This is a genomic window from Imperialibacter sp. EC-SDR9 (genome assembly GCF_902498805.1).
Lineage (GTDB): Bacteria > Bacteroidota > Bacteroidia > Cytophagales > Cyclobacteriaceae > Imperialibacter.
In genome coordinates this window covers 21,980-45,463 of record NZ_LR701578.1, presented here as the reverse complement: position 1 = coordinate 45,463, position 23,484 = coordinate 21,980, and the positions used below count along the sequence as shown (strand labels likewise).

Sequence of the window (23,484 nt, the reverse complement as noted above, 5' to 3'; positions counted from 1 at the left end):
CTTAGAAGCCGTTAAACGAGATGCCGATTGTATTGGCAGTAACGTTGATGCCGTTCGGGCCTTTGCCACTTTGGAAAACGTCGCTCAATCCCATTTTGTAGTAGACAGAGAATCCGCCAATGCCCAGCCTGGCATGTACACTGTATCTTATTTTGTTAAGATTCCAATCTTCTCTCTGCTTGGTCATTTTCTTGCCTCCATCGTCCTCGTATTTGAACTTGGTATGCGCCTCAAACAGATAACCTATGGAGCCGCCAACACCAACAAACACACTACGCTCTTTGTTTTCCAAGTTGGGGACAAACCGCAGCTCCAATGGAACGTCTATGTAGTTAGTGATTAATTTACTCCTCAATACCTTTACATCGGCAATGGAATCCAGCACGAGGTTGGTTTCACCTCCCGTTGTTTCGTAGCTCAGCCCCACGGCTTTCTTAAAGCTATATCTATCAAAGCCAAAGCCGATGCCTGGCACGAAGGAAAGCTTCAAGCTGGGGATATCGAAGTGATAGGTATAATACAAATCCAATGGGCGTGATTCAAATACTTTCGTTTTCATTCCTTCCGGAGCATCCACAAAATAACTTGAGCCCAAATTGATCAGCAGCTTGCCTGGCAGGTCGGGCCTTGGCCCATGTACTTGTTGCGTTTCTTTATTGTCGTTAGGCTCTGTGCCGGCATTGCCAGACGCAGTAAAAGTGAATGTTAATACCGATAGAGCTAATAAAATGAATCGCTGCATGAATAGAAACGTTGCTTTTTTGAATAATAGAGCGCAAAGATAACTTAAAATTACTAACTAAGAATGTCAAAGTCTTTTTTAATGAATCAAGATATATTAACTTTGCACCCCGTAATTAATGATGAGGTGTAAATTCAGCATCTGATCAGTGATTCAACCGGAAAGCCTTGCCTCTTGTTTAACATGACAAGAAAGCTGGCGAGATGGTTGGGGAATAGCCGGAAATAAATAACTGGACCTGTAGCTTAACTGGATAGAGCATTTGACTACGGATCAGAAGGTTGGGGGTTCGACTCCCTCCAGGTTCACGAATCGGTTTCAGGAAAGCTTCTCAGCAATGGGAGGCTTTCCTTTTTTTGTGCTGTTCCGGTCAAAGACTTGCTTCGCTATAACCGAACTTAACTGCCTCCGTCCCTTTGAACCCGCAATTTTCTACCACAAAAAGTGACCCCGCCAGTGGCTGCTCTTCGAGCTGTTCGTTAGTGAGCCCTACTCTGGCCGATGTGATATAGAGGTCTCGTAGGTCATCCCCTCCGAAAGTGCAGGAAGTAATGCGGGCAGCTGGCATGCGGATGCTCAACAGCTTTTGCCCTGATAGCGGGTTCCAGCGGGCAACTTGCCAGCCGTCCCAGTGACCGATCCACAGCATGCCTTCGCTATCGATGGTCATGCCGTCGGGAGAGCCTTCTTTCTCAGGAATGGAGATCGCTACTCGCTGATTGGAAATATGGCCGGTTGCATGCTTGTAGTCATAAGCCACCACCTTTCGGGTGGGTGAATCGATATAGTACATTGTTCTATGGTCGGAAGTCCATGCCAGGCCGTTGGAGATGCTGACGCCGGGTATTTTTAACGTGCAAGTGCCATCGGTGTCGAGCATGTAAAGATTACCGGCTCCTTCCACTTCCGATAGTGCCATGGTGCCCGCCCAGAGGCGACCCGCCGGATCACATTTTCCTTCGTTGAAGCGGTTGCCTGGCAGGTGACTTTCCGGATCAACCAGCGGCTTTACAGCTCCATTGTTCCGTTCAACTATGGCTAGTCCGCTTTTCATGGCGGCGATGAAGTCACCGTTTTTGCACAAGGCCACTGCTCCGACCATATCGTGCAGTGGGATTTGCCGGTGGCTGTTTTTAGACGGGCTGTACTCATGAATAATGCCATTCAGGATGTCCAGCCAGCAGATGATTTGCCGTTGGCTGTCCCACACGGGGCCTTCGCCCAATAAGCAGCGGTTGGAAGTGACTACTTTGTAAGATTGGGCCAGGGGTTTGGTCATGGTATGGGGGTTTCAATTTAGCGAGAATCTATCGGAATAGGTTCGTTTTGGTCAGTCATCAACCCTTAAATATGTGGGAGTTAATTGGATTGTGCAACAGGGCACTTTTGAAACTACAGCTGTCCATTTCAATTTCATGACGTACGACAAGAACGTCTGCTCGATAGACGCCCTCATCCTGATAAATAGGATTCTTTTTCCTATTTTTCGCAAAATATCCGTTCCCTTCTACTCGTTGAAGTGTCAATGGCAATAAAATATCAAATATCCTCTGTTTTCGTATTGCTGCTTTTAGCCTCTGGCCCTCTTCAGGCGCAGGAGGAGGAATTTTCGTTTGAGCCCAAATATGATTCCCCCCTTACCATTGACCTGGATGCCCTGGACGAGGAGAATGAGAAAATCGACGTCAAGAAGAAAAAGCCAAAGAGGAACGTGTACTATGGAGTAAAGACGAAGAAGGGTTTCACCAGAACGGGCTTTGGAGAGAATACGGTACTGGAATTGTTTAGCTACCTGAAAGTGTATCAGGAGCCGGATGAATATGTGAGAGATATTTATTGGTACAATTTCAAAAGAAAGAAAATTGTAGCCAGCAGAAATATCGACAAGGAGTATGCCGGAATTTTGCACGGCCCCTACCGCAAAGTATTGGGGGATCAGGTGCTGGAAGAAGGGTTTTTCTACAAGGGTACGAAACACGGTCGATGGGTAGAACTCAATAAATCCGACATTCTCCTCAACAAGGAAAAGTACTACAAGGGTTGGCCAAGGGAGTCAAAAATTGCTTATTGGGACGTTGAACGAACCAAAATGAAGGAAGTAATTCCGATTGAGTATGGGGAGAAGGAAGGCTACTACTATGCTTTTCATGCCAACGGACAGATAGCCGTAATGGGCGAGTATAAGTTTGACCACAAAGTTGGCGTTTGGCGGGAGTATTACCCTATCAGGAACAGGAGAAAGCGTGAGGTCGAGTATTCAAAAGATCCTTTCGACGAAAGCTTTAGTCCAGTCATTCTGAGGGAATGGAATGACAAAGGAGAGTTGATATATGACAGGGAGCGCTTAATGGTGCAGCTAAAGTAAATCATTTAGTGAAAGGCATCTTCAAAGTGGGTTATTTCGGCACTGCGCTGCAAGTCGACGGAAATAATATCGAACCTAATGTTGCCCTCCCAGTTAACTTCTTCCATATACGCCTGGGCTGTTTCTATTAGTTTGTCAGCTTTTTTTTGAGTTACAGCTTCCTCCGGATAGCCAAATTTTCCATTGGATCGGGTTTTCACTTCAACAAATATCAGGGTGGCCGCAAGTTTTGCGATTATGTCAATTTCACCCCGACCAGCCCTATAGTTTTTTGCAATTATTTCATAACCTGCTTTTCGCAAATGGTCTGTGGCAATTATTTCTCCTTTTTTCCCTACGCTTTGGTTATGTGACTTGGCAGGCATTTATATATTTGCGGATTAGATTCGATAAACGTGATACAACTAAAATTATATCCTTTAAAGTTTAAAACCATCTTCAAAGACAAAATTTGGGGTGGACAGAAAATTAAGACCATACTTGGCAAAGACTTTGGCAAGTTGCCCAATTGCGGAGAAACCTGGGAAATCTCAGGCGTTGAGGGCAATATCTCCGAGGTGGCAGAGGGACATTTGGAGGGCATGAACCTCAAGGAGCTGATCCAGAAGTTTGAGGCTGCGCTGGTTGGTGAAAAAATCTATGAGAAGTTTGGCGACGAATTCCCTTTGCTGGTGAAGTTTATCGATGCCAATGATGATCTCAGCATACAGGTGCACCCAAATGATGAACTGGCCAAGGCTCGTCACAATGGACATGGTAAGACGGAGATGTGGTATATTTTCCAGGCCGACCATGGTGCGGAGCTCATCACGGGGTTTAACCGCAAAATGTCTAAGGAGAAATTCCTGGACTACTTCGAAAGAGGACGAATAATGGACGTGTTGAACCATGAGAAAGTATTCAACGACGACGTGTTTTATTTGCCAGCTGGCAGGGTGCACACCATTGGCAAGGGGTTGTTGCTGGCCGAGATTCAGCAAACATCTGACACTACCTACCGCATTTACGACTTTGACAGAGTAGACGACAAAGGCAACAAGAGGGAGTTGCATGTGGATGAGTCGCTGGATGCGATTGACTACACCTACCATGAGCATTACAAGACAATGTATCAGAACAAGTTGAATGAGCCGGTGAAGCTTGTGAAGAGCCCATATTTCATCACAAATAAGCTTGAATGCACCAAGGATATTGAGCGTGACTACCACTACCTCGACTCGTTTATTATTTACGTATGCATGAGCGGTGAGCTGAACATAGCTTATGACGGCGGAAGCATAGAAGTGAAAATGGGAGACTGTGTGCTACTACCGGCTGAATTGAAGAAAGTAACGCTTGAAACTACTTCGGGATTCAAAATGTTGGAATCCTATATCAGCTAACCATGCAGGCTACTGCCGCTATCAAAAACAAAACTACACAAGTCATCTCCCTTGGTTTTATTGACTATCAGGAGGCGTGGGACTATCAGGAGAAGCTATTTGCCGAGACTGTGACGCTGAAGATTCAAAACAGGGATGCTGCTGTTGACCTTCAGAAACACACTCCCAACTATCTTTTGTTCTGCCAACACCCACACGTGTTTACGCTGGGAAAAAGCGGAAAAGCAGAGAATCTGTTGGTAAATGATGACGAACTCAAACAAATAGACGCTAACTATTACAAGATCAACAGAGGCGGCGACATTACGTACCATGGCCCGGGCCAGTTGGTTGTTTATCCAATAGTCGACCTCGATAATTTCTTTACCGACATCCACAAATACCTTCGACTACTAGAAGAGGCTGTAATAATGACCTTAGCCGAATACGGGGTGAAGGCCGGAAGAATTGCCGGGCTTACGGGCGTATGGCTTGACTTTGAGGAACAGAAGGACCCACGAAAGATCTGTGCCCTTGGAGTGAAGTCAAGCAGGTGGGTCACCATGCATGGGCTGGCGTTCAATGTGAATACCAATCTCGATTATTTCAAGCACATCGTGCCATGTGGGATAGATGATAAAGCGGTGACTTCCCTACAGCAAGAGCTTGGGATTGAAGTGAGTATGGAAGAGGTACAACAGAGGCTTTTGAAGAACATTGCTTCTCTATTTGAAATGAACCTCGTCACTGCATGAAAAAAGACATTCCCTTTTTACCTGTAAAAGATGTTACCCTGGCTGTGGTTAAAAAGCCGACAGTTGACGAAGAAGCAGAATGGGTGGTGTACCTCATTAACAGAAATGATCGGCCTTTGGAAAATGTGATGGTTACCTCCAAGGGGTATGGCGAACTAGATGGCGAGAAGCAAAAGACTTCTACACTTCGGCACATGTTCCCACTAGTTGACGGAGGAGGAGCGATGCAGGTAGAGTCCATCCATCCCCAGGTTTTTGGCCTTAACAATGAATACTGGGTCAGTTTTTTTATTGGCAACCAGGTGTATGACAAGAAATATATTTTTGTCCCTGATACCATTTTAGAAGATAATTTGAGCTATATCGAAGAGATAGGGCTTGAAGGTGTCTTGCATCCGTAAATATTTTTCTATTTTAATAGAAAAAATATTGTGGCATGGCAGACAGCACTCCAAAGAAGATCCTTTTTATAGACATTGAAACCGTAGCAGGAAGACAGAAATTTGACGAACTCGACCCAATTTGGCAAAAACTCTGGAGCAAAAAGGCTGTTAGCCTCTCAGGGGGAAATGATGAGGTCGATGCGGCTGAAATGTATGAAAACCGGGCAGCAATTTACTCTGAGTTTGGAAAGGTAATCGTTATTGGGCTGGGTTACTTTGCTTTCAATGAGGATAAAAGTGTGGAGTTGAGGGTGACATCGTTGAGCAACGACGATGAACATCAGTTGCTTACAAGCTTCCAAAAGCTGATGGAGCAAAAGTTTAATCAGGGCTACTTCCTCTGTGCCCACAACGGAAAGGAATTTGACTACCCCTATCTATGCAGAAGAATGACTATTCACGGAATCCCGTTGCCCGATATTCTACGACTTGAAGGCAAAAAACCATGGGAGGTGCCACACCTTGACACCATGGAAATGTGGAAGTACGGAGACAGAAAAAGCTTTACCTCCTTGCAACTTCTCACAGCGGTTTTGGGAATTCCATCTCCAAAGGATGATATTGATGGAAGCATGGTAAATGAAGTTTACTATGGCACCGGAGACATTGACAGAATTGCCCGCTACTGTAAAAACGATGTAGTAGCTACTGCCCAGGTTTTCCTTCGGCTGCATCAGCAACCGACTATTCCGAAGGATAAAATATTGTTTGTAGACGTTAACGAATGACTGCCGACCCACCTGTGCTGCTCAATATTTCGGCACTTACCGTCCGATTCGGACAGCAAAATTTACTTGACAATGTTTCGCTGTCGATAGAGCCCGGTGAGTCGTTGGGTATCCTGGGCGAAAGTGGTGCGGGAAAATCCTTGCTGGCACATTGTATGCTACATTTGCTGGATGAAAGGCTTCAACGCTCTGGAAACATATATTGGAAAGGCAGGCCGCTGGAAGATCAAATTGGCGTGCTGAGGGGGCACTCCATTGCTTACATTCCCCAGTCGCCGCTGGAGGCAAGCTTTCCGGTAACTACTCTCCTCAGACAATGGCAGGATCAGTGCCAGGCTTTGGGAATCAAGTTTCAAATGGAAGAAGCGTACGCATTGGTTCAAAAGACAGGCATTGACGACCCCGAAAGATTGTTGGGTAGCCTGCCTCACCAGCTGTCGGGAGGGCAGTTGCAGCGTATTCTTATCGCTATGGCTATGATGGCCAAACCGAGCCTTATTATAGCCGACGAGCCGACAACAGCACTTGATACCGTGAATCAGGCGGCCATTTTGCGACTTCTCAAAGATTTTTCCAAAAAGGAAAAGGCGGCGCTTGTATTTATTACCCACGACCTGTCAATTGTGGAACCCATGTGCGACAAGCTGATGGTGCTTAACAGTGGAAGAGTAGTTGAATATGGGGTGACAAAAGAAATAATGAACCAACCGAGGGAAACCTATACCAGCAGTTTAATTGAGGCCCATAAGCGGCTGGTGTCTCGAAAGGGCAAGCCCGAAGGGCTTTCCGACAGGGACGCTCCGATTTTGGCTGTAAAGAATCTGGACTTTGTTTACCAACCAACTGGATTTTTCTGGCGCAGAAGTAAAGCCGTCAAAGCTGTTCAATCGGTGTCACTGGAGCTTTACCAGGGAGCGATAAGCGGATTGGCAGGTATTTCCGGGTCGGGGAAAACCACCCTAATGCGGACGCTGGCAGGTATGTACCCGAACCATTTCGATAAGTTGTACTATCAGGGCAGGTCTATCGACACCCTGACTGCCGATGAACTGGTGGCCTTCCGAAGAGCTGTTCAGGTGATTTATCAAAACCCTTCCAGCGCTTTCGACCCTCGTCAAAACATGGAACAAATACCCAATGAAGCCATCGCCGAAAACCAAAATGAAACTAAAACTACCATAAAAGACTTATTAGACTGGGTGAGGCTGCCGAAGGGACTTTTGAAAAGCCATACCAGTCAGCTTTCTGGTGGTGAAAAACAACGCCTGGCTATTGCCAGGTCATTAGCGCTACAGCCCAAGATTTTGCTTTGCGACGAGCCTACCTCCTCGTTGGATCAATCCATACAGGCTGAAATTCTCGATCTTTTCCTTTACTTGAAAAAAGAGCGTAACTTGGGCGTTCTGCTGGTATCGCACAATCTTGCAGCTCTCCGCCACACGTGCGATTACCTGACAGTGATGGCAGACGGTGAAATAAAAGAAACGGGAGAGATTGAAAAAGTGTTGGCCAACCCAACATCAGACTACACCCAACAGTTAATTGATGCAGAACCTGCATTGACCCTTAATTTTTTGTAAGAAAACTCCTACATGAGTAAAAAGAATAATAAGAAGAGAAAAAACAGCGGAGAATCACCAGGAAGAAAGACAATATCTGCAGGACAGATCAAAGAATCAGTTCTACATCTGTTCAGACAACAATCGGGCAAGCCCTGGTCTATCAGGCAAATGATACAAACGCTCGGTGTTCGTGATAAGAAATCTAAAAACCTTGTTTCTGAAGTTGCCTTTCGTCTGGAAGACGAAGGGATTATAAGCCGAAACAGAGACGGCCGGTTCGTTAGCCAGCAAATGCCATCGGCTTTGGTGGGCGTGGTCGACCATGTTAACTCACGGTTTGCCTACATTATATGCGCCGAACTGGATGAAGATGTGTACGTGAAAACGGACGATCTTGAGTTTGCTGTGGATGGTGATACGGTGAAATTCGAGCTTTCGGGCAAGTTCCACGGCAAGAAGCACCGAGAAGGCCGGGTAACGGAAATTGTCCAGCGTAAAAAGGACGAGTTTGTTGGAAAGCTTCAGCTATCCAAGAGGTTTGCCTTTGTCATTCCGGATAACAGAAAGATCCATAACGATATTTTTGTTTACCCCGAGCATATCAACAACGCAACGACCAATGATAAGGTCATTGTAAAAATTGACCGATGGCACGACAGAACCAATAAGAGCCCGGTAGGCAAAGTGGTGCGGGTATTGGGCAAGGCGGGTGAAAATGAGGCCGAGATTCACTCAATCATGGCTGAGTTTGATCTGCCGTTTATGTTCCCCGAGGAGGTAATTTCGGAGGCTGATAAGATTTCGGAGACTATTCCTGAGAAGGAAATAGCAGCCAGAAGGGACTTCAGAGGCGTTACCACATTCACCATCGACCCGGAGGACGCTAAGGATTTTGATGATGCGCTCTCTATCAAGTTTCTTGAAAATGGAAACTACGAAATTGGCGTGCACATTGCCGATGTAACCCATTATGTGAAGGAAGAAACCATTCTTGAAAAAGAAGCCTACTCCAGAGCCACATCTGTTTATCTGGTGGATCGCACCGTGCCAATGCTGCCGGAGAAGCTTTCTAACGCACTTTGCTCGTTAAGGCCGAACGAAGACAAGTTGACATTCTCAGCAGTTTTCGAAATGGAGAGCAGCGGAAAAATTGTCAACGAGTGGTTTGGCAGAACGGTGATCCATTCCGACCGGCGCTTTAGTTACGAAGAAGCCCAGGCGGTCATAGAAGCTGGCGTTGGCGACTATTGCAACGAGCTGAAAGTTTTCAATGACCTGGCTAAGCTGCTTAAAAACAAGCGGTATAAAAGTGGGGCTATCAACTTTGAAACCATTGAAGTCAAATTCAAACTGGACGAACAAGGCAAGCCCCTGGGTATTGTGCCCAAAATAAGAAAGGATGCGCACAAGCTCATTGAGGAGTTCATGCTTTTGGCCAATAAGCGGGTGGCCGAATTCGTATTTGGGCAAAAAACTGAAAGTGGAAGAAAGACATTTGTGTATCGTACCCACGATTCACCAAACGAGGAGAAGCTTCATAACTTCACCCTGTTCGCCAAGAAGTTTGGGCATAAGATCGACCTGACAGATGAAAATCTTTCGTCAACGCTCAACAAGCTGATTGACGAGATTGAAGGAAAGCCAGAGCAAAATGTGCTGACATCGCTGGCCATCAGAAGCATGGCAAAAGCAAAGTACACTACAGCGGCCAACGGGCACTTTGGCCTGGCATTTCCACATTATTCTCACTTCACCTCTCCTATCAGGCGTTACCCCGACATGATGGTGCACCGGCTGCTGGCCCACTACCTGAAAGGTGGTAAGTCGGTAGAACAAGACAAATATGAGCCCATGTGCGTGCACAGCTCCGACATGGAGAAAAGAGCAGCCGACGCCGAAAGAGCGTCCATTAAATACAAGCAGGTCGAGTTCATGTCAATGGCAGCCGACAAAGTATTTGATGGTATTGTAGCTGGCGTTACCGAGTGGGGCATTTATGTGGAAATCATCGAAACCAAGTGCGAGGGCATGGTGAGGCTAGCCGACCTGAACGACGATTATTACGAATTTGATGAACAAAATTACCGGATTATTGGTCGTAACAATAAGCGGATGATTACGCTGGGCGACGAGGTAAAAGTGAAGGTCACCAATACAGACATTGATCGCCGGACAATCGATTTGGAATTTGCTAACGAAAAATGACAGAGCTGCTGCGTCAGTACACGGAACTCCTCAACAAGGAACTGACCAAATTTGAATTTGGTAAACACCCCAGAGAATTATACGAGCCGATCAGGTACATCATGGATTTGGGCGGCAAGAGAATGCGGCCTATCCTGGCCCTTCTCGCTTACAAGCTTTTCAGAGACGATGTAGAATCAATCCTTCGTCCAGCTTTGGCTGTGGAGGTGTTCCATAACTTTACGCTCATGCACGACGACATTATGGATAATGCGCCGTTGCGGAGGGGCCGGGCCACCGTTCATGAAAAATGGAACAACAATGTAGCCATCCTTTCGGGCGACACTATGCTGGTGAAGGCTTATGACCTGCTGCTGGACGTGCCGGGCGAAAAACTCCCAGGCATCATTCGCTCTTTTAATCAGTGTGCGGTAGAGGTGTGCGAGGGCCAGCAAATTGACATGAATTTTGAAAAGCTGGACGCCGTGACCGAAGCCGACTACATCGAAATGATTCGGCTCAAAACAGCCGTGCTGCTGGGCTTTAGCCTGGAGTTAGGTGCGGTACTAGGCAACGCCAGTGCCCATGACGCTCAACTTTTGAAAGGCTTTGGTGAAAACATTGGCATCGGATTTCAATTGAAGGACGACCTGCTGGATGTATATGGCGAACAGGCGAAGTTCGGAAAACAGGTAGGCGGAGATATTATTGCCAACAAAAAAACGTTTTTGCTGATACAAGCCCTTCGGACGTCTACTGCAGATGACAAACGCCAGCTCGAAAATTGGCTGATGATGAAGGATTTTGATACGGACGAAAAGGTGGAAGTGGTCAAGGGAATATATGACCGAAATGGGATCAGGGAGCTGACGGATCAAAAAATGAATGATTATTTTGATCTTGCGTTGAAGCAGCTTTCCGACCTTTCTTTGCCGGACAGTAGAAAACAAACAATAAAGGATTTTGCTGACTACCTCATTGCCCGAGAGAACTAAAAATTGACGCTCCAAAATAGCTATTCACCTGAATTATGAGTCCCACACTGATTATCCTGATTGTTACAGTCGTTATTTCAATCATGGGGTTGAACAACCCAAATTTGCTTTACAAACTCACCATGAGTCCCTATGCCATTAGGGAGAAAAAAGAGTACTGGCGATTTCTGACGTCTGGTTTTGTGCACAACAGCTGGATGCACCTGGGCTTTAACATGTTCACCTTCTTTTTCTTTGGGCAGGCTGCAGAGCAGATTATTGGCTATTACTCGGGAGGAAGTAGCATTCAATTCATTGTGTTTTATCTGGTAGCAATCGGCTTGTCGGATGTGCCCAGCTACTTCAAGAACAGAAATAGCATTCACTATCAATCGCTGGGTGCTTCAGGAGGCGTGACTGCTGTAGTTTTTTGCAGCATTCTATTCAACCCCTTGAACAAGATCTACCTGTTTGGCTTGATTGGGTTGCCCGGCTTTATTTTGGGAGTTCTTTATCTGATTTATACGATCAATCAGTCACGGCAAATGAGCGATAATATCAACCATATGGCACACCTGACAGGCGCTATTGTGGGAATCATTTACAGCATTTTCATTCACCCGGGTGTGGTGGGTGACTTCTTTGAGAAAGTGGCGAGCTACAAATTATTCGGGTAAGCTAGTTGGTTCCGTTGGGGTCGGGGTCAAGCAGAGAGTCAGCATTTTTGTTCTTGGTGCTTGCAGCAAATAAGAAGGCCAGGCCAACTACGGCAACCGCCGGCACTACCAGAAACAATACGTTTTGCCCGACACCACTATTTTTCTTTTGTTTACCGAAGATGCCTTTTTGAGAAAGCTTCTCACCAAGATTGTGGTGTCCACCCATTCTTTTCTTCTTCTCCTTGTGTCTTTTCTTCTTTCTGTTTCCTGGGCCAAAAAGTCCCAAAGCTTCCTCTTCCAGGTTTTCAGCCATTTCGGTTTCCATTGCAAGCCCATTTTCTGACAACGGGCTTGTTTCAAAAGTCCTGGAGACTTGTGCGTGCATTTGGCTGGCAACACTAGCGGAAAGATGCAGTGGCATACAGAAAAGCAGAAGATAGGCGCACCCTACAAAAGAAAATTTGCGCATCGAGCTAAATGGTTTGGTGCAAATTAACGATAAAAACGGAACTGTTGTATAAGTTAGTCAATTTTAGCTTCTAAAAAATGTACAGTTTAATATTGGGAAAATTATGAATTATAAATAGAAGGCTACTGCTTGGCTGATGTTATGCCTGGAGTACATCTCTAAAATAACGAAAGCCCTGTCGATTACTCAACAGGGCTTCAATTTCAAATTTCTATTCTAATTACTTCACTGGCTCAACAGATACAAATGATCTGTCTTTGTAGCCTTTCTTGAAGTTAACAGTGCCTTCCACTAGTGCGAACAGGGTGTGGTCTTTGCCCAAACCTACGTTTTCACCTGGGTGATGAGTAGTACCCCTCTGGCGAACAAGAATATTTCCTGCTTTTGCCAACTGGCCACCAAATATTTTCACGCCTAGTCTTTTGCTATGCGATTCACGGCCGTTTCTGGAACTACCTGCGCCTTTCTTGTGTGCCATGGTTTTTTCTTATTTAATGTTCTCGATTAAAACCTTTGTAAACTGCTGACGGTGACCGTTCTTCTTCTTGTAGCTCTTACGACGCTTCTTTTTGAAGACAATCACTTTGTCACCTTTAACGTGTCCAAGGATTTTACCTGACACTTTTACTCCTTTTACGGTAGGAGTACCAACCGCTACTTTGCCGTCATTGTCGACAAGTAGTACATTTTCAAATTCGACGGAAGCGCCTTCTTCGCCAGCCATTTTAGGGGCATAAACGAATTGGTCTTTTGTTACTTTGAACTGCTTTCCGGCGATGTCTACGATAGCGTACATATCCGTTGTTCTTAAAACTTTTGTTGTAAAAAGGACTGCAAAGGTATAACTATAATATATATTTTACAAGCGTCTTGTCAAGAGATACTACCCATTGTTGATGCTAAAATAATTTAACTTTTTTTCGACTGCGAATACAGCGAAAATGAAATGAAGTAGAAGTTCCGATATAAAGTCATAAGCTTTTAGTTTTCAGTATGTTATGAATGTTTTTGCACTATTTTAATAACGTAACTTTGTGTGCCAAACCACTTTTGATTTTTTCAACCGTTTTCACATATTTGTACTGCTTGTTTTTTGAGGGGGTTTCACTCTCATCAGGCCAATCCAGTCGGGCCTTTCGTTTTTAAATACATTATAGCACTATTCCAAGATATCACCTGCTCAGTATGGAATGGTGGCTCTAAGTCATTGTATTTAACGAGACCGGCGTACAGAAGGAAGAAAGTAAGACCAGGAGAAATAAGATTTTGAATTAGTAACAAGTAGTTAATATGTCGACAAAAGCAATTGAGGAGCCAATACTGAAGGAAGACAATAGCAGGTTCGTTCTATTCCCCATCAAGCACCACGATATCTGGGAGTTTTATAAAAAAGCGGAAGCGAGTTTTTGGACAGCTGAAGAAATTGACCTTAGCCATGACCTAAAGGACTGGGCCAATATGAACGAAGGGGAGCAGCACTTTATTAAACACGTCCTTGCTTTCTTTGCTGCCAGCGATGGTATAGTGAATGAGAACCTTGCAGAGAATTTTGTTTCGGAAGTGCAGTACACTGAAGCAAAGTTTTTTTACGGCTTTCAAATTGCGATTGAAAACATTCACTCCGAGACATATTCATTGTTGATTGACACCTATGTAAGAGATGCTAAAGAGAAGGATCTTCTTTTTAATGCAATCGATACCATGGATTGTGTGAAGAAAAAAGCAGACTGGGCGCTTCGCTGGATCGATGAGGGATCGTTTCAGGAAAGGCTTGTGGCTTTTGCTGCTGTTGAGGGCATTTTCTTTTCAGGAAGTTTCTGCTCAATCTTCTGGTTAAAAAAGCGTGGTTTGATGCCAGGCCTTAGCTTCTCTAATGAACTAATTTCCAGAGACGAAGGATTGCACTGTGATTTTGCTTGTTTGCTTTATAACAACCATGTAAAGAAAAAACTGCCGGTTGAAACACTCCAGAAAATCATATCGGATGCTGTAGAGATTGAAAAAGAGTTTGTTACAGACGCACTTCCGGTGAAGCTTATTGGCATGAATTCAGACCTGATGTGCCAGTACATAGAGTTTGTAGCTGACAGATTGCTGGATGAGCTTCATTGCCCTAAATTGTATAATTCAACCAATCCGTTCGACTTCATGGAAATGATCTCGCTTCAGGGAAAAACCAACTTTTTTGAGAAAAGAGTGGCTGAATACCAGAAAGCGGGCGTTATGAATAACAATGACAAGGACTCACACAAGTTCTCACTAGACGAAGAATTTTAATCACCACCACCAATACCTGATAAACCATAGATATGTTAGTAATTAAGAGAGATGGTCACAGAGAGTCAGTGAAATTTGACAAAATCACTGCCAGAATCGAGAAACTCTGCTACGCACTCAATGCAGATTATATTAGCCCTGTTGAAGTTGCCATGAAGGTAATTAACGGTCTGTATGATGGGGTGTCGACCCAGCAGCTAGACAACCTTGCTGCTGAAACGGCAGCAAGCATGGCAACCAAGCACCCGGACTACGCCATTCTGGCTGCCCGTATTGCTGTGAGTAACCTGCACAAGGTTACCAGCAAGTCGTTCTCCAACACAATGAAGAGACTCTACACCTACGTAGATCCTAAAACTGGTGAAAATGCTCCTTTGATCTCAAAGGAAGCGTGGAAGGTGATAAAAGAGAACGCAGCTCATCTCGATTCTTCTATTATATATGACCGTGACTTCGGTTATGATTACTTCGGCTTCAAAACACTGGAGCGCTCCTACCTGATCAGACTTGATGGACAAGTGGTGGAACGCCCGCAGCATATGTTGATGAGAGTGGCAGTGGGTATTCACATGGATGACATCGATTCTGTAATAGAAACCTATAATCTGCTATCAGAAAAATGGTTTACTCATGCGACACCTACATTGTTTAATGCAGGAACACCTAAACCACAGCTTTCATCTTGTTTCCTTCTTCAAATGAAGGACGACAGCATCGACGGTATTTATGATACTTTGAAGCAATGCGCCAAGATTTCTCAGTCTGCTGGTGGTATCGGACTGAGCATTCACAATGTTAGAGCAACGGGTTCTTATATCAGGGGAACCAACGGTGTTTCTAACGGCATCATTCCAATGCTTCGCAATTTTGACATGACAGCTCGTTATGTTGATCAGGGTGGTGGAAAGCGTAAGGGAAGTTTTGCTATTTACATAGAGCCATGGCATGCTGACATTTTCGATTTTCTTCAGTTGAAGAAAAACCACGGTAAAGAAGAGCTTCGTGCCCGTGATTTGTTCTATGCCCTTTGGATTCCAGACCTTTTCATGAAAAGGGTAGAGTCAAACAGCGAATGGTCTTTGTTGGATCCTAACGAGTGTCCAGGCCTTTCCGACTGCTGGGGAGAGGAGTTTGAGCGCCTCTACGAAAAATATGAGAAGGAAGGCAAAGGTCGTCGTTCGGTGAAGGCGCAGGAGCTTTGGTTCGAAATACTGGAAGCACAAATTGAGACTGGTGTTCCTTATATGCTTTTCAAAGATGCGGCCAACAGAAAGTCGAATCAGAAAAACCTTGGTACTATCAAGTCTTCTAACCTATGTACAGAGATCATCGAGTACACTGCACCGGATGAGGTGGCAGTTTGTAACCTTGCTTCTTTGTCGTTGCCTAAGTATGTGAATGAGGATGGCACGTTTGACCATCAGAAACTATATGAGATCACTAAAGTAGCCACCAAAAACCTCAACAAGGTGATTGATGTGAACTACTATCCGGTACCTGAAGCCCGCAAGTCGAATATGCGTCACCGTCCTATTGGGCTAGGTGTGCAGGGGCTGGCCGATGCGTTTATTTTGATGCGTTATCCATTTGAGTCGCCCGAAGCTAAGCAGCTGAACAAGGAGATATTCGAGACCATTTACTTTGCTGCCATGGAAGCTTCTATGGAAATAGCCAAAGTAGAGGGTGCTTATGAAACTTTCAAAGGCTCGCCTACCTCAAAAGGTATCTTCCAGTTCGATATGTGGGGTGTTACACCTGACAGCGGTCGTTGGGATTGGGAAAAACTGAAGCAGGATGTTAAGAAAAATGGTGTGCGTAACTCTCTATTGGTTGCCCCTATGCCAACTGCTTCTACCTCACAGATTTTGGGCAACAACGAATGTTTCGAACCATACACTTCAAATATCTACACCCGTCGTGTATTGTCAGGAGAGTTCATTGTGGTGAACAAGCATTTGCTGAAAGACCTGATTAAGCTGAACCTCTGGAGTGAGGACATGAAGAATCAGCTAATGGGTGAAAACGGCTCAATTCAGAATATTGCTGGAATTCCAGACGATATCAAAGAGTTGTATAAAACCGTTTGGGAGATTTCTCAGAAAACTATTCTGGAAATGGCAGGGGATCGTGGCCCATATATCTGCCAGAGCCAAAGCCTCAACATCCACATGCTGAACCCTAACTTTGGTAAGCTTACTTCTATGCACTTCACCGCATGGAAGCTAGGGTTGAAGACTGGTATGTACTACCTGAGGACTAAGGCTGCCACTGATGCGATTAAGTTCACGGTGGAAAAGCAAAAGAATAAAGTGCCTACTGCAGCAGAGCTAGAGGAGATGGATGCGAAGAATCAGGCCGATATGTCGTGCTCGCTCGACGATCCGGAGTCTTGCGAATCTTGCAGCGGATGATGAAATGATTATTAATTCTGCCTTTTAAATACACCCCTTTTCAGCGATGAGAAGGGGTTATTTTTTGTAGGCCCTTTGAGGAGAAATTACGACCCGCAGAATTCCTCAATCCCCTCTTTGATTCTCTTAAAAATTTCGTCTCTGATCTCATCATTTTCTTCCAGCAAAGTCATGCGAAAGCCCATGAGGTCGGAGCAGAAAGACGAAATAGGCACAAGACAAACCTGCTTAGCCGCCAAAAGATAGTAAACAAACCTTTTGTCCATTTCCATAGGGCCGTTGTTGGACTCGAACCAGCTGTCCAGCAACTGTTTCACTTTGGCGTCTTTGATCGGCATTGTCTGGCCTGGTTTCAAAGCGTCAGGCTTGAAGATCATAGTGTTATAGAAGGCCCCGTTGGTTTCGTTGAAGGTGATATAAGGGTTGTCTTTGAAGGTTTTAGAAAGAAAGGCACTTCTTTCACCAATCCGTTTGTTGGTCGCCTTAATGAAATCCGGGTACCGGCTGTCAGACATGATTCTTGGAATAGCCCTTTGAGGAAGCTTGGTAGAGCTCACCTCTATCATCTTGGCATTGTCGATGGTCTGGCAAAGTCTGGCAAACTCAGCGTCCTTGTCACGGTTGTAATACTCAGCCCATCCGCATCGGGCACCCGGCCATGGAAACTCTTTGGAAATCCCTTTTAGGGACATGCCCGGCACATCGCCAATTACTTCTGACAATGAGCAGGTGTCTGCATTGTTGTAAATGATGTTCATGTAGATTTCGTCGCAAACAATGAACAGGTTAAACTCTTTGGCGATGGCCACCATTCTTTCCAAAATAGGCTTTGGGTATACCATACCCGTTGGGTTATCGGGATTGATAATCAGGATACCCACAATATTTGGGTTGTACTTTACTTTATTGTAAAGGTCATCCAAATCCGGGTACCAGGAGTTCTCCGGATCCAGTTTGTAGGTCAGCGGGTGATTGTTTGCATGTGATGCCTCAGCTGAAGAATGAGTAGAGTAGGCTGGCGACGGCCCTATGACCCTGGCAGAAGGAATCAGGTATTGATAGATCTTTGCAATAGCATCTCCCAGTCCGTTGAAGAATGTTATGTCGTCGGCTGAAATTTGAGCACCACCCTTCTTGTTGTTTCGCTCTGCTAAAAACTCACGGGTGTGAAGTACCCCTTTCGAATGACTGTATCCGAACGTCTCGTCTTCAAAGAGGAGTCCGGAAATGATTTCTTTGATCCAATCGGGAAGTTTCCGGTTTTTTTGAATAGGGTCGCCGATGTTTTCCCATAGGATGTTGTAGCCAAGCTTTTCCAGCTGTTCCGCCTTTCTAACAATGCCTCTTATTTCATAGGAAAGTTCATTGGCCCCTTCACGTAGTAACTTCTGTCGCATATCAACAATAGGATGCTGGGACTTCTCCCAATAGGTGTCTGAAAAATGTGCTTAAGTCGGGCTAATGAAAGCACAAAGAAAAAAGCTTAGAAGCTTCTTTAAAAGAAGTCTAAGCTTTTTAAATCTTTGGCAGAAAAGTGCTACTTCTTCGAGCCTGCGATAATTTGCTCCACCACCTCTGGATTAAGTAGCGTGGAGATATCCCCCAGATTAGAAACATCACCTTCCGCAGCCTTTCTTAGTATCCGTCTCATGATCTTTCCTGACCTTGTTTTTGGCAGTCCTGGCACAATCTGAATCTTATCAGGCTTTGCAATCGGGCCAATGATCTTGCTGACAGTTTCACGAATTTCGTTGATCAGGTTCTCTTCCGTTCTGTTCGACATGTCGGCAATCACGAAGGCGTAGATGCCCTGGCCTTTTATGTCATGCGGATAGCCAACCACTGCTGACTCTACCACCAGAGGGTGTTCGTTGATGGCGTTTTCCACCTCTGCTGTTCCCATTCTGTGTCCGGATACATTGATGACATCATCTACCCGGCCGAGAATTCGATAGTAGCCGTCCTCGTCTCTCTTTACACCGTCGCCGGTGAAATAGAGGCCGGGATAAGTGCCAAAATAGGTCTGTCTGCATCTTTCGTGGTCACCATAGGTGGTGCGCAACATGCCCGGCCAGGGAAATTTGATGCATAGGTTGCCTTGCACGCTTTTTCCAGTCAGTTCTTTGCCTTCAGGGTCAACAATGATGGGTTGAATGCCTGGGAGTGGCAGCGTAGCGTAGGAAGGCTTCGTAGGTGTAACGCCCGGAATCGGTGAAATCATGATGCCACCGGTTTCAGTTTGCCACCATGTATCGACAAGCGGGCATTGGTTTTTGCCCACATGGTCGTGGTACCAGTGCCAGGCTTCTTCGTTGATGGGCTCGCCTACGGAGCCTATTACTTTCAATGAATCAAGCTTGTAGGGAGTCAGTGGTTCCAATCCGTACGCCTGGAGCGCCCTGATGGCCGTTGGGGCAGTGTAGAACTGGTTCACCTGGTATTTGTCAATTATTTCCCAGAAGCGGCCAGGGTGTGGATAGGTGGGCACGCCCTCGAACATCAGCGTGGTGGCTCCTGCCAAAAGCGGGCCGTATACTATATAGGAGTGCCCGGTGATCCAGCCAACGTCCGCAGTACACCAGTATATATCACCAGCGCTATACTGAAATACGTTTTGGAAGGTGTATTGTGAGTAGATCATGTAGCCACCGCAGGTATGCACCACGCCCTTGGGTTTGCCGGTTGATCCGCTGGTGTAGAGAATGAATAGCAGATCTTCTGCATCCATTTCCTCTGCCTTGTTTTCTTTTGAAACGCCTTCAATAGCCTCATGCCACCAAAGGTCTCTTCCAGGCTTCATCGTGACATCTGACCCCGTTCTTTTGAAAACGATAACCTTTTCAATAGTCGTTGTTTTCTCTATGGCTTCGTCTACCACACCTTTTACGTCGATGGCCTTGTTGCCCCGGAAATTGCCGTCAGAGGTCAGTACCATTTTTGCCTGGCAGTCGTTGATCCGGTCGGCCAGCGAAGTGGAGCTGAAGCCTGCAAAAACCACTGAATGCACGGCACCGATTCTGGCGCATGCCATCATGGCAACAGCTGCCTCAGGCACCATAGGCATATAGATAATGACCCTGTCGCCTTTTTTTACACCATTCTTTTTCATGGTGTTGGCAAACTGGCAGGTCATCTCGTACAATTCCCGAAGGGTAATGACCCTGTTTTTTTCTTTTGGGTCGCTGGGCTCCCATATAATGGCAGGGTGGTCACCCAGTGTGAAAAGATGTCTTTCAAAAATATTTTCAGTAATGTTGAGCTTACCATTGCGGAACCATTTGATAGTGGGTTTGTGAAAGTCCCACTCCACTACTTTGTCCCATTTCTTCCGCCAATAAAAATTTTCAGCAATTCTTGACCAGAAAGCTTCCGGTTCATTCACACTCTTTTGGTACTCGTGAATATACCCGCTGAGGGTTTGTATTTTATCCGTCATCTCAATTCCCTTTCTGTATGGTATGTGTTACAAAAATCTATCGGTTCAAGTTACCCAAAAGTAAAAACGTTCACAACCGCAATGCCTCAAATGGATGAGTAAATTGTTGGCGCACACATTAGCTGTGTGTAGCACCTCCGGCGCCTCTCGGGTAACGGATACTTTCCACCATTTCCTGCACGTCTTCCGGTGGTGCCGGTGTAAACCGTGAAACAACAAGTGAGACAGCAAAGTTGACGAACATGCCCGCTGTGCCAAATCCTTCGGGAGAAATGCCAAACCACCAGTCGGCCGGGGTCGTTGGCCCACCTATCCAACCCAGCTTGTACCGCATCATGTAAAACAGGGTGATACTCAAGCCGGCGATCATGCCGGCGATAGCTCCCTCTTTGTTCATTCTTTTGTAGAAAATGCCCATGATAATGGCCGGGAAAAAGGATGCGGCTGCCAGGCCAAAAGCCAGGGCGACAACTGCTGCCACAAAGCCGGGGGGATTGATGCCGAAATAGCCAGCGACTATCACAGCCAGCAATGCCGCACCTCTGGCAAACCAAAGCTGGTTCTTGTCGGTAAGACCGGGAGCAATTTGTTTTTTGATGAGGTCGTGAGCGATAGACGTAGAAATCACGAGCAGCAAGCCTGCTGCGGTTGACAAAGCAGCTGCAAGCCCGCCTGCTGCTACAAGGGCAATTACCCAATTGGGGAGCCGGGCGATTTCAGGGTTGGCGAGCACCATGATGTCCGGGTCGATGGTCAGTTCGTTGGTGTTGGCATCAGCGCCATAGGTAACGATGCCGTCATTGTTTTTGTCGTCAAACTTGATGAGCCCGGTCGTTTCCCAGTTCGAAAACCACTCAGGCAAACTGCTGTACTCTTTGTTGTGGACGGTGGAGATGAAGTTAGTTCTTGCAAAAGCCGCTATGGCTGGTGCAGTAGTGTAGAGAATAGCTATAAAGATAAGTGCATAGCCAGCCGAAATTCTGGCGTCTTTTACTCTTGGAACGGTGAAGAACCTTACGATCACATGGGGAAGCCCAGCTGTCCCAACCATGAGAGCGGCCGTAATAAATGTCAGGTCAATCATGGTCTTTTTGCCTGTGGTGTAGGCGGCAAAGCCCAATTCCTGATGCAGGCCATCTAGTTTGTCCAGAAGGTAGGTGCCATCAGAAAGCTCGCTGCCGAAACCCAGCTGGGGAATCGGGTTGCCTGTCATAATCAGGGAAATAAAAATTGCGGGCACCATGTAGGCAAAAATCAGTACACAATACTGAGCGACCTGGGTGTAGGTAATGCCTTTCATGCCACCCAGCACGGCATAGATCAACACGATGCACATGCCTATGACAACACCGGTATTGATATCCACTTCCAGAAAACGAGCGAAGACGATGCCGACGCCTCTCATTTGCCCTGCTACGTAGGTAAACGAAACGAAAAGGGCGCAGACGACGGCGACAGTTCTGGCGAGGTTGGAGTAGTACCTGTCGCCAATAAAGTCAGGCACAGTAAACTTGCCAAACTTCCTCAGGTAGGGCGCAAGTAGGAGTGCGAGCAACACGTAACCGCCTGTCCAGCCCATAAGGTAAACAGTGCCATCGTAGCCCATGAACGAAACCAGTCCGGCCATTGAAATGAAGGAGGCAGCTGACATCCAGTCGGCGGCAGTGGCCATGCCATTGGCAAGTGGCGAAACTCCTCCACCGGCTACGTAGAATTCTTTGGTGCTGCCGGCCCTCGACCAAATGGCGATGCCGATGTAAATAGCGAAAGTGAAGCCTACGATAATGTAGGTCCAGGTTTGTACATCCATTGTTTAAGTAGGTTTAAGCAGGTTATTTTTCGTCAACGTCATACTTCTTGTCCAGCTTGTTCATCCAGCGAACATATAAAAAGATGAGTACGACAAATATGTAGATGGAGCCCTGTTGGGCAAACCAAAAGCCGAGTTTGAAGCCACCTAGTCTGACGGTGTTAAGTGTGTCTACAAAGAAAATCCCGAAGCCAAACGAAGAAAGGAACCAAATGATGAGAAGTATGGATAGATAGCGAAGGTTTCTCTGCCAGTATTGTTTGTGCCATTTGTCTTCCATCAGCGAACTTGTTTAGTGTGTTAAGCTTGAGTCGAGCGCCTTGTTGGACACTCGAAACAGTAAGGTACTAAAACAAGTCAAATAATGTAATGGAAAGGGTATTAGTGGCTGCTTTTGTTGCAAGAGGCTGGGTTGAGCGCTACTCCTCATTCCCCTTGTCCATCAGCAGCTTCCTCAGCTCAATGGTGCTCACAATGTCGTCATCGGAGCCCCGGTTGCGCTTGATTTGATCAATGTACTGCTTTTCCTTTTCCTGCAGGGCGGTGACTAGTTCATACTCATTGGCATATTCCACGAAGGCTGTGTCGGGCGACCAGAACTTGATGAAGTCGTCAACTTCGGTGGTTAGCAGAGAGGTGTTGGTAGTTACATACCTCGGACTTAGGCGATTTTTTACAAAATACTCGTAGCGGGCCACCTGGTATTCTTGTTTCCTTATTTTGTCCAGTTTTTTCAGCTGCTGATACTCGCTATTGAATTGAGCTGCTAATAAAGTTAATGCACCCGTTAACCCAACCGACACGCCAGCCCCACCTGGGCTCATGCTTAACCCAGGTTTATAATAGCCAGGCTCCAGTTCTTTTTCTTTGAACTTGTCATAAGGAATGCGCTCGTGGTCATAGAACCCTTCCATTGGCATTTTGCCATAAATGGTGATGCCTTGCAGCTCCACAGGGTCCTGCGACATATAAATAACATGCTCTATTTTTCGGCTGGCTGGAATGTCAGTAAAAAGGAAAAAGCGTGTGGCATACCCAATGGACGATATAACGAGAGTATCGCCTCTTTGAAGCTGGATGATGAATTTGCCTTTCTCATCAGACACCCTGAACCTTTTGTAATCCATCGAATAGGCATGGGCAAACGGCACCGGCACTGTGTCATTTTTATCAAGCAGCGTGCCTTCTACAACAAAAGTATCGTTGAAAATGCCTTGCGACCAGGCGAATGAACTGCCCACCAGCAGGAAAATGATCAGTATGAGATGCTTTTTAATCAACCTTTTCTTAAATGAGCCTCAAAGATAA

At 45.9% G+C, this 23,484-nt stretch carries 22 protein-coding genes and 1 tRNA gene; 12 read left to right on the top strand and 11 right to left on the bottom strand.

What is annotated here, in order from left to right; translation table 11 throughout:
• Position 1: 1 nt before the first annotated feature.
• Entirely contained in the window at positions 2 to 742 is a 741-nt protein-coding gene (locus tag GC130_RS07185) for an outer membrane beta-barrel protein (RefSeq protein ID WP_151997604.1), read from the bottom strand.
• A 234-nt stretch (positions 743 to 976) separates the two neighbouring features.
• On the opposite strand from GC130_RS07185, the gene GC130_RS07180 reads away from it, so the two are divergent.
• Positions 977 to 1,050 (top strand) — tRNA-Arg (locus tag GC130_RS07180).
• A gap of 62 nt (positions 1,051 to 1,112) precedes the next feature.
• Here the strand turns inward: GC130_RS07180 and GC130_RS07175 are convergent.
• Complete coding sequence (locus GC130_RS07175) at positions 1,113 to 2,021, bottom strand: SMP-30/gluconolactonase/LRE family protein (RefSeq protein WP_151997603.1); 909 nt, start codon at positions 2,019 to 2,021, stop codon at positions 1,113 to 1,115.
• 246 nt (positions 2,022 to 2,267) lie between these two features.
• On the opposite strand from GC130_RS07175, the gene GC130_RS07170 reads away from it, so the two are divergent.
• On the top strand, positions 2,268 to 3,107 hold the full coding sequence (locus GC130_RS07170) for a toxin-antitoxin system YwqK family antitoxin (protein ID WP_226940396.1): 840 nt from the start codon (positions 2,268 to 2,270) through the stop codon (positions 3,105 to 3,107).
• A 5-nt stretch (positions 3,108 to 3,112) separates the two neighbouring features.
• Here GC130_RS07170 and GC130_RS07165 read toward each other — a convergent pair whose 3' ends face one another.
• A complete protein-coding gene (locus GC130_RS07165) occupies positions 3,113 to 3,472 on the bottom strand; it encodes a YraN family protein (protein WP_151997602.1) in 360 nt (119 codons plus the stop codon).
• A gap of 33 nt (positions 3,473 to 3,505) precedes the next feature.
• Between GC130_RS07165 and GC130_RS07160 the strand changes: the two genes are divergently transcribed.
• Genes GC130_RS07160 through GC130_RS07125 form a run of 8 tightly spaced genes read left to right on the top strand, consistent with a single transcriptional unit; the run spans position 3,506 to position 11,791 of the window.
• Positions 3,506 to 4,489 carry a type I phosphomannose isomerase catalytic subunit gene (locus tag GC130_RS07160; protein ID WP_151997795.1) on the top strand — a complete coding sequence of 328 codons (984 nt, stop codon included), beginning with the start codon at positions 3,506 to 3,508 and terminating at the stop codon, positions 4,487 to 4,489.
• A gap of 2 nt (positions 4,490 to 4,491) precedes the next feature.
• Positions 4,492 to 5,223: a lipoyl(octanoyl) transferase LipB gene (gene lipB, locus GC130_RS07155; RefSeq protein WP_151997601.1), complete on the top strand. Its 732-nt coding sequence runs from the start codon at positions 4,492 to 4,494 to the stop codon at positions 5,221 to 5,223.
• On the top strand, positions 5,220 to 5,624 hold the full coding sequence (locus GC130_RS07150; RefSeq protein WP_151997600.1) for a hypothetical protein: 405 nt from the start codon (positions 5,220 to 5,222) through the stop codon (positions 5,622 to 5,624). Before lipB ends, GC130_RS07150 begins: the two co-directional genes overlap by 4 nt.
• A 35-nt stretch (positions 5,625 to 5,659) precedes the next feature.
• Positions 5,660 to 6,394 (top strand): 3'-5' exonuclease, encoded by a 735-nt coding sequence (locus GC130_RS07145; protein WP_151997599.1) that lies wholly within the window; start codon positions 5,660 to 5,662, stop codon positions 6,392 to 6,394.
• On the top strand, positions 6,391 to 7,974 hold the full coding sequence (locus GC130_RS07140; RefSeq protein WP_151997598.1) for an ABC transporter ATP-binding protein: 1,584 nt from the start codon (positions 6,391 to 6,393) through the stop codon (positions 7,972 to 7,974). Before GC130_RS07145 ends, GC130_RS07140 begins: the two co-directional genes overlap by 4 nt.
• Positions 7,975 to 7,986: 12 nt before the next feature.
• A complete protein-coding gene (rnr, locus tag GC130_RS07135; protein WP_151997597.1) occupies positions 7,987 to 10,161 on the top strand; it encodes a ribonuclease R in 2,175 nt (724 codons plus the stop codon).
• Positions 10,158 to 11,135, top strand: a complete 978-nt coding sequence (locus GC130_RS07130; protein WP_151997596.1) for a polyprenyl synthetase family protein — start codon at positions 10,158 to 10,160, stop codon at positions 11,133 to 11,135. Before rnr ends, GC130_RS07130 begins: the two co-directional genes overlap by 4 nt.
• 35 nt (positions 11,136 to 11,170) lie before the next feature.
• Entirely contained in the window at positions 11,171 to 11,791 is a 621-nt protein-coding gene (locus GC130_RS07125) for a rhomboid family intramembrane serine protease (RefSeq protein WP_151997595.1), read from the top strand.
• A 1-nt stretch (position 11,792) separates the two neighbouring features.
• Here the strand turns inward: GC130_RS07125 and GC130_RS07120 are convergent, their stop codons facing one another.
• From GC130_RS07120 to rplU, 3 genes are all read right to left on the bottom strand, one after another.
• Positions 11,793 to 12,242: a hypothetical protein gene (locus tag GC130_RS07120; RefSeq protein ID WP_151997594.1), complete on the bottom strand. Its 450-nt coding sequence runs from the start codon at positions 12,240 to 12,242 to the stop codon at positions 11,793 to 11,795.
• 220 nt (positions 12,243 to 12,462) lie between these two features.
• The gene (gene rpmA / locus GC130_RS07115; RefSeq protein ID WP_151997593.1) at positions 12,463 to 12,720 is read right to left on the bottom strand and encodes a 50S ribosomal protein L27; all 258 of its coding nucleotides are present in this window, start codon (positions 12,718 to 12,720) and stop codon (positions 12,463 to 12,465) included.
• A 9-nt stretch (positions 12,721 to 12,729) separates the two neighbouring features.
• Positions 12,730 to 13,038 (bottom strand): 50S ribosomal protein L21, encoded by a 309-nt coding sequence (rplU, locus tag GC130_RS07110; RefSeq protein WP_151997592.1) that lies wholly within the window; start codon positions 13,036 to 13,038, stop codon positions 12,730 to 12,732.
• 494 nt (positions 13,039 to 13,532) lie between these two features.
• Between rplU and GC130_RS07105 the strand changes: the two genes are divergently transcribed.
• Complete coding sequence (locus tag GC130_RS07105) at positions 13,533 to 14,519, top strand: ribonucleoside-diphosphate reductase small subunit (protein WP_151997591.1); 987 nt, start codon at positions 13,533 to 13,535, stop codon at positions 14,517 to 14,519.
• 32 nt (positions 14,520 to 14,551) lie between these two features.
• A complete protein-coding gene (locus tag GC130_RS07100) occupies positions 14,552 to 16,930 on the top strand; it encodes a ribonucleoside-diphosphate reductase subunit alpha (protein WP_151997590.1) in 2,379 nt (792 codons plus the stop codon).
• A gap of 86 nt (positions 16,931 to 17,016) precedes the next feature.
• Here GC130_RS07100 and GC130_RS07095 read toward each other — a convergent pair whose 3' ends face one another.
• The 5 genes from GC130_RS07095 to GC130_RS07075 form a co-directional block, all read right to left on the bottom strand.
• On the bottom strand, positions 17,017 to 18,327 hold the full coding sequence (locus GC130_RS07095) for a pyridoxal phosphate-dependent aminotransferase (protein ID WP_151997589.1): 1,311 nt from the start codon (positions 18,325 to 18,327) through the stop codon (positions 17,017 to 17,019).
• Positions 18,328 to 18,467: 140 nt separating this feature from the next.
• Entirely contained in the window at positions 18,468 to 20,366 is a 1,899-nt protein-coding gene (acs, locus tag GC130_RS07090) for an acetate--CoA ligase (RefSeq protein ID WP_151997588.1), read from the bottom strand.
• Between the two features lie 118 nt (positions 20,367 to 20,484).
• On the bottom strand, positions 20,485 to 22,176 hold the full coding sequence (locus GC130_RS07085; protein WP_151997587.1) for a sodium:solute symporter family protein: 1,692 nt from the start codon (positions 22,174 to 22,176) through the stop codon (positions 20,485 to 20,487).
• 22 nt (positions 22,177 to 22,198) lie between these two features.
• Positions 22,199 to 22,456 carry a DUF4212 domain-containing protein gene (locus tag GC130_RS07080; protein WP_151997586.1) on the bottom strand — a complete coding sequence of 86 codons (258 nt, stop codon included), beginning with the start codon at positions 22,454 to 22,456 and terminating at the stop codon, positions 22,199 to 22,201.
• 139 nt (positions 22,457 to 22,595) lie between these two features.
• Positions 22,596 to 23,456, bottom strand: a complete 861-nt coding sequence (locus GC130_RS07075) for a carboxypeptidase-like regulatory domain-containing protein (protein ID WP_151997585.1) — start codon at positions 23,454 to 23,456, stop codon at positions 22,596 to 22,598.
• Positions 23,457 to 23,484 lie beyond the last annotated feature (28 nt).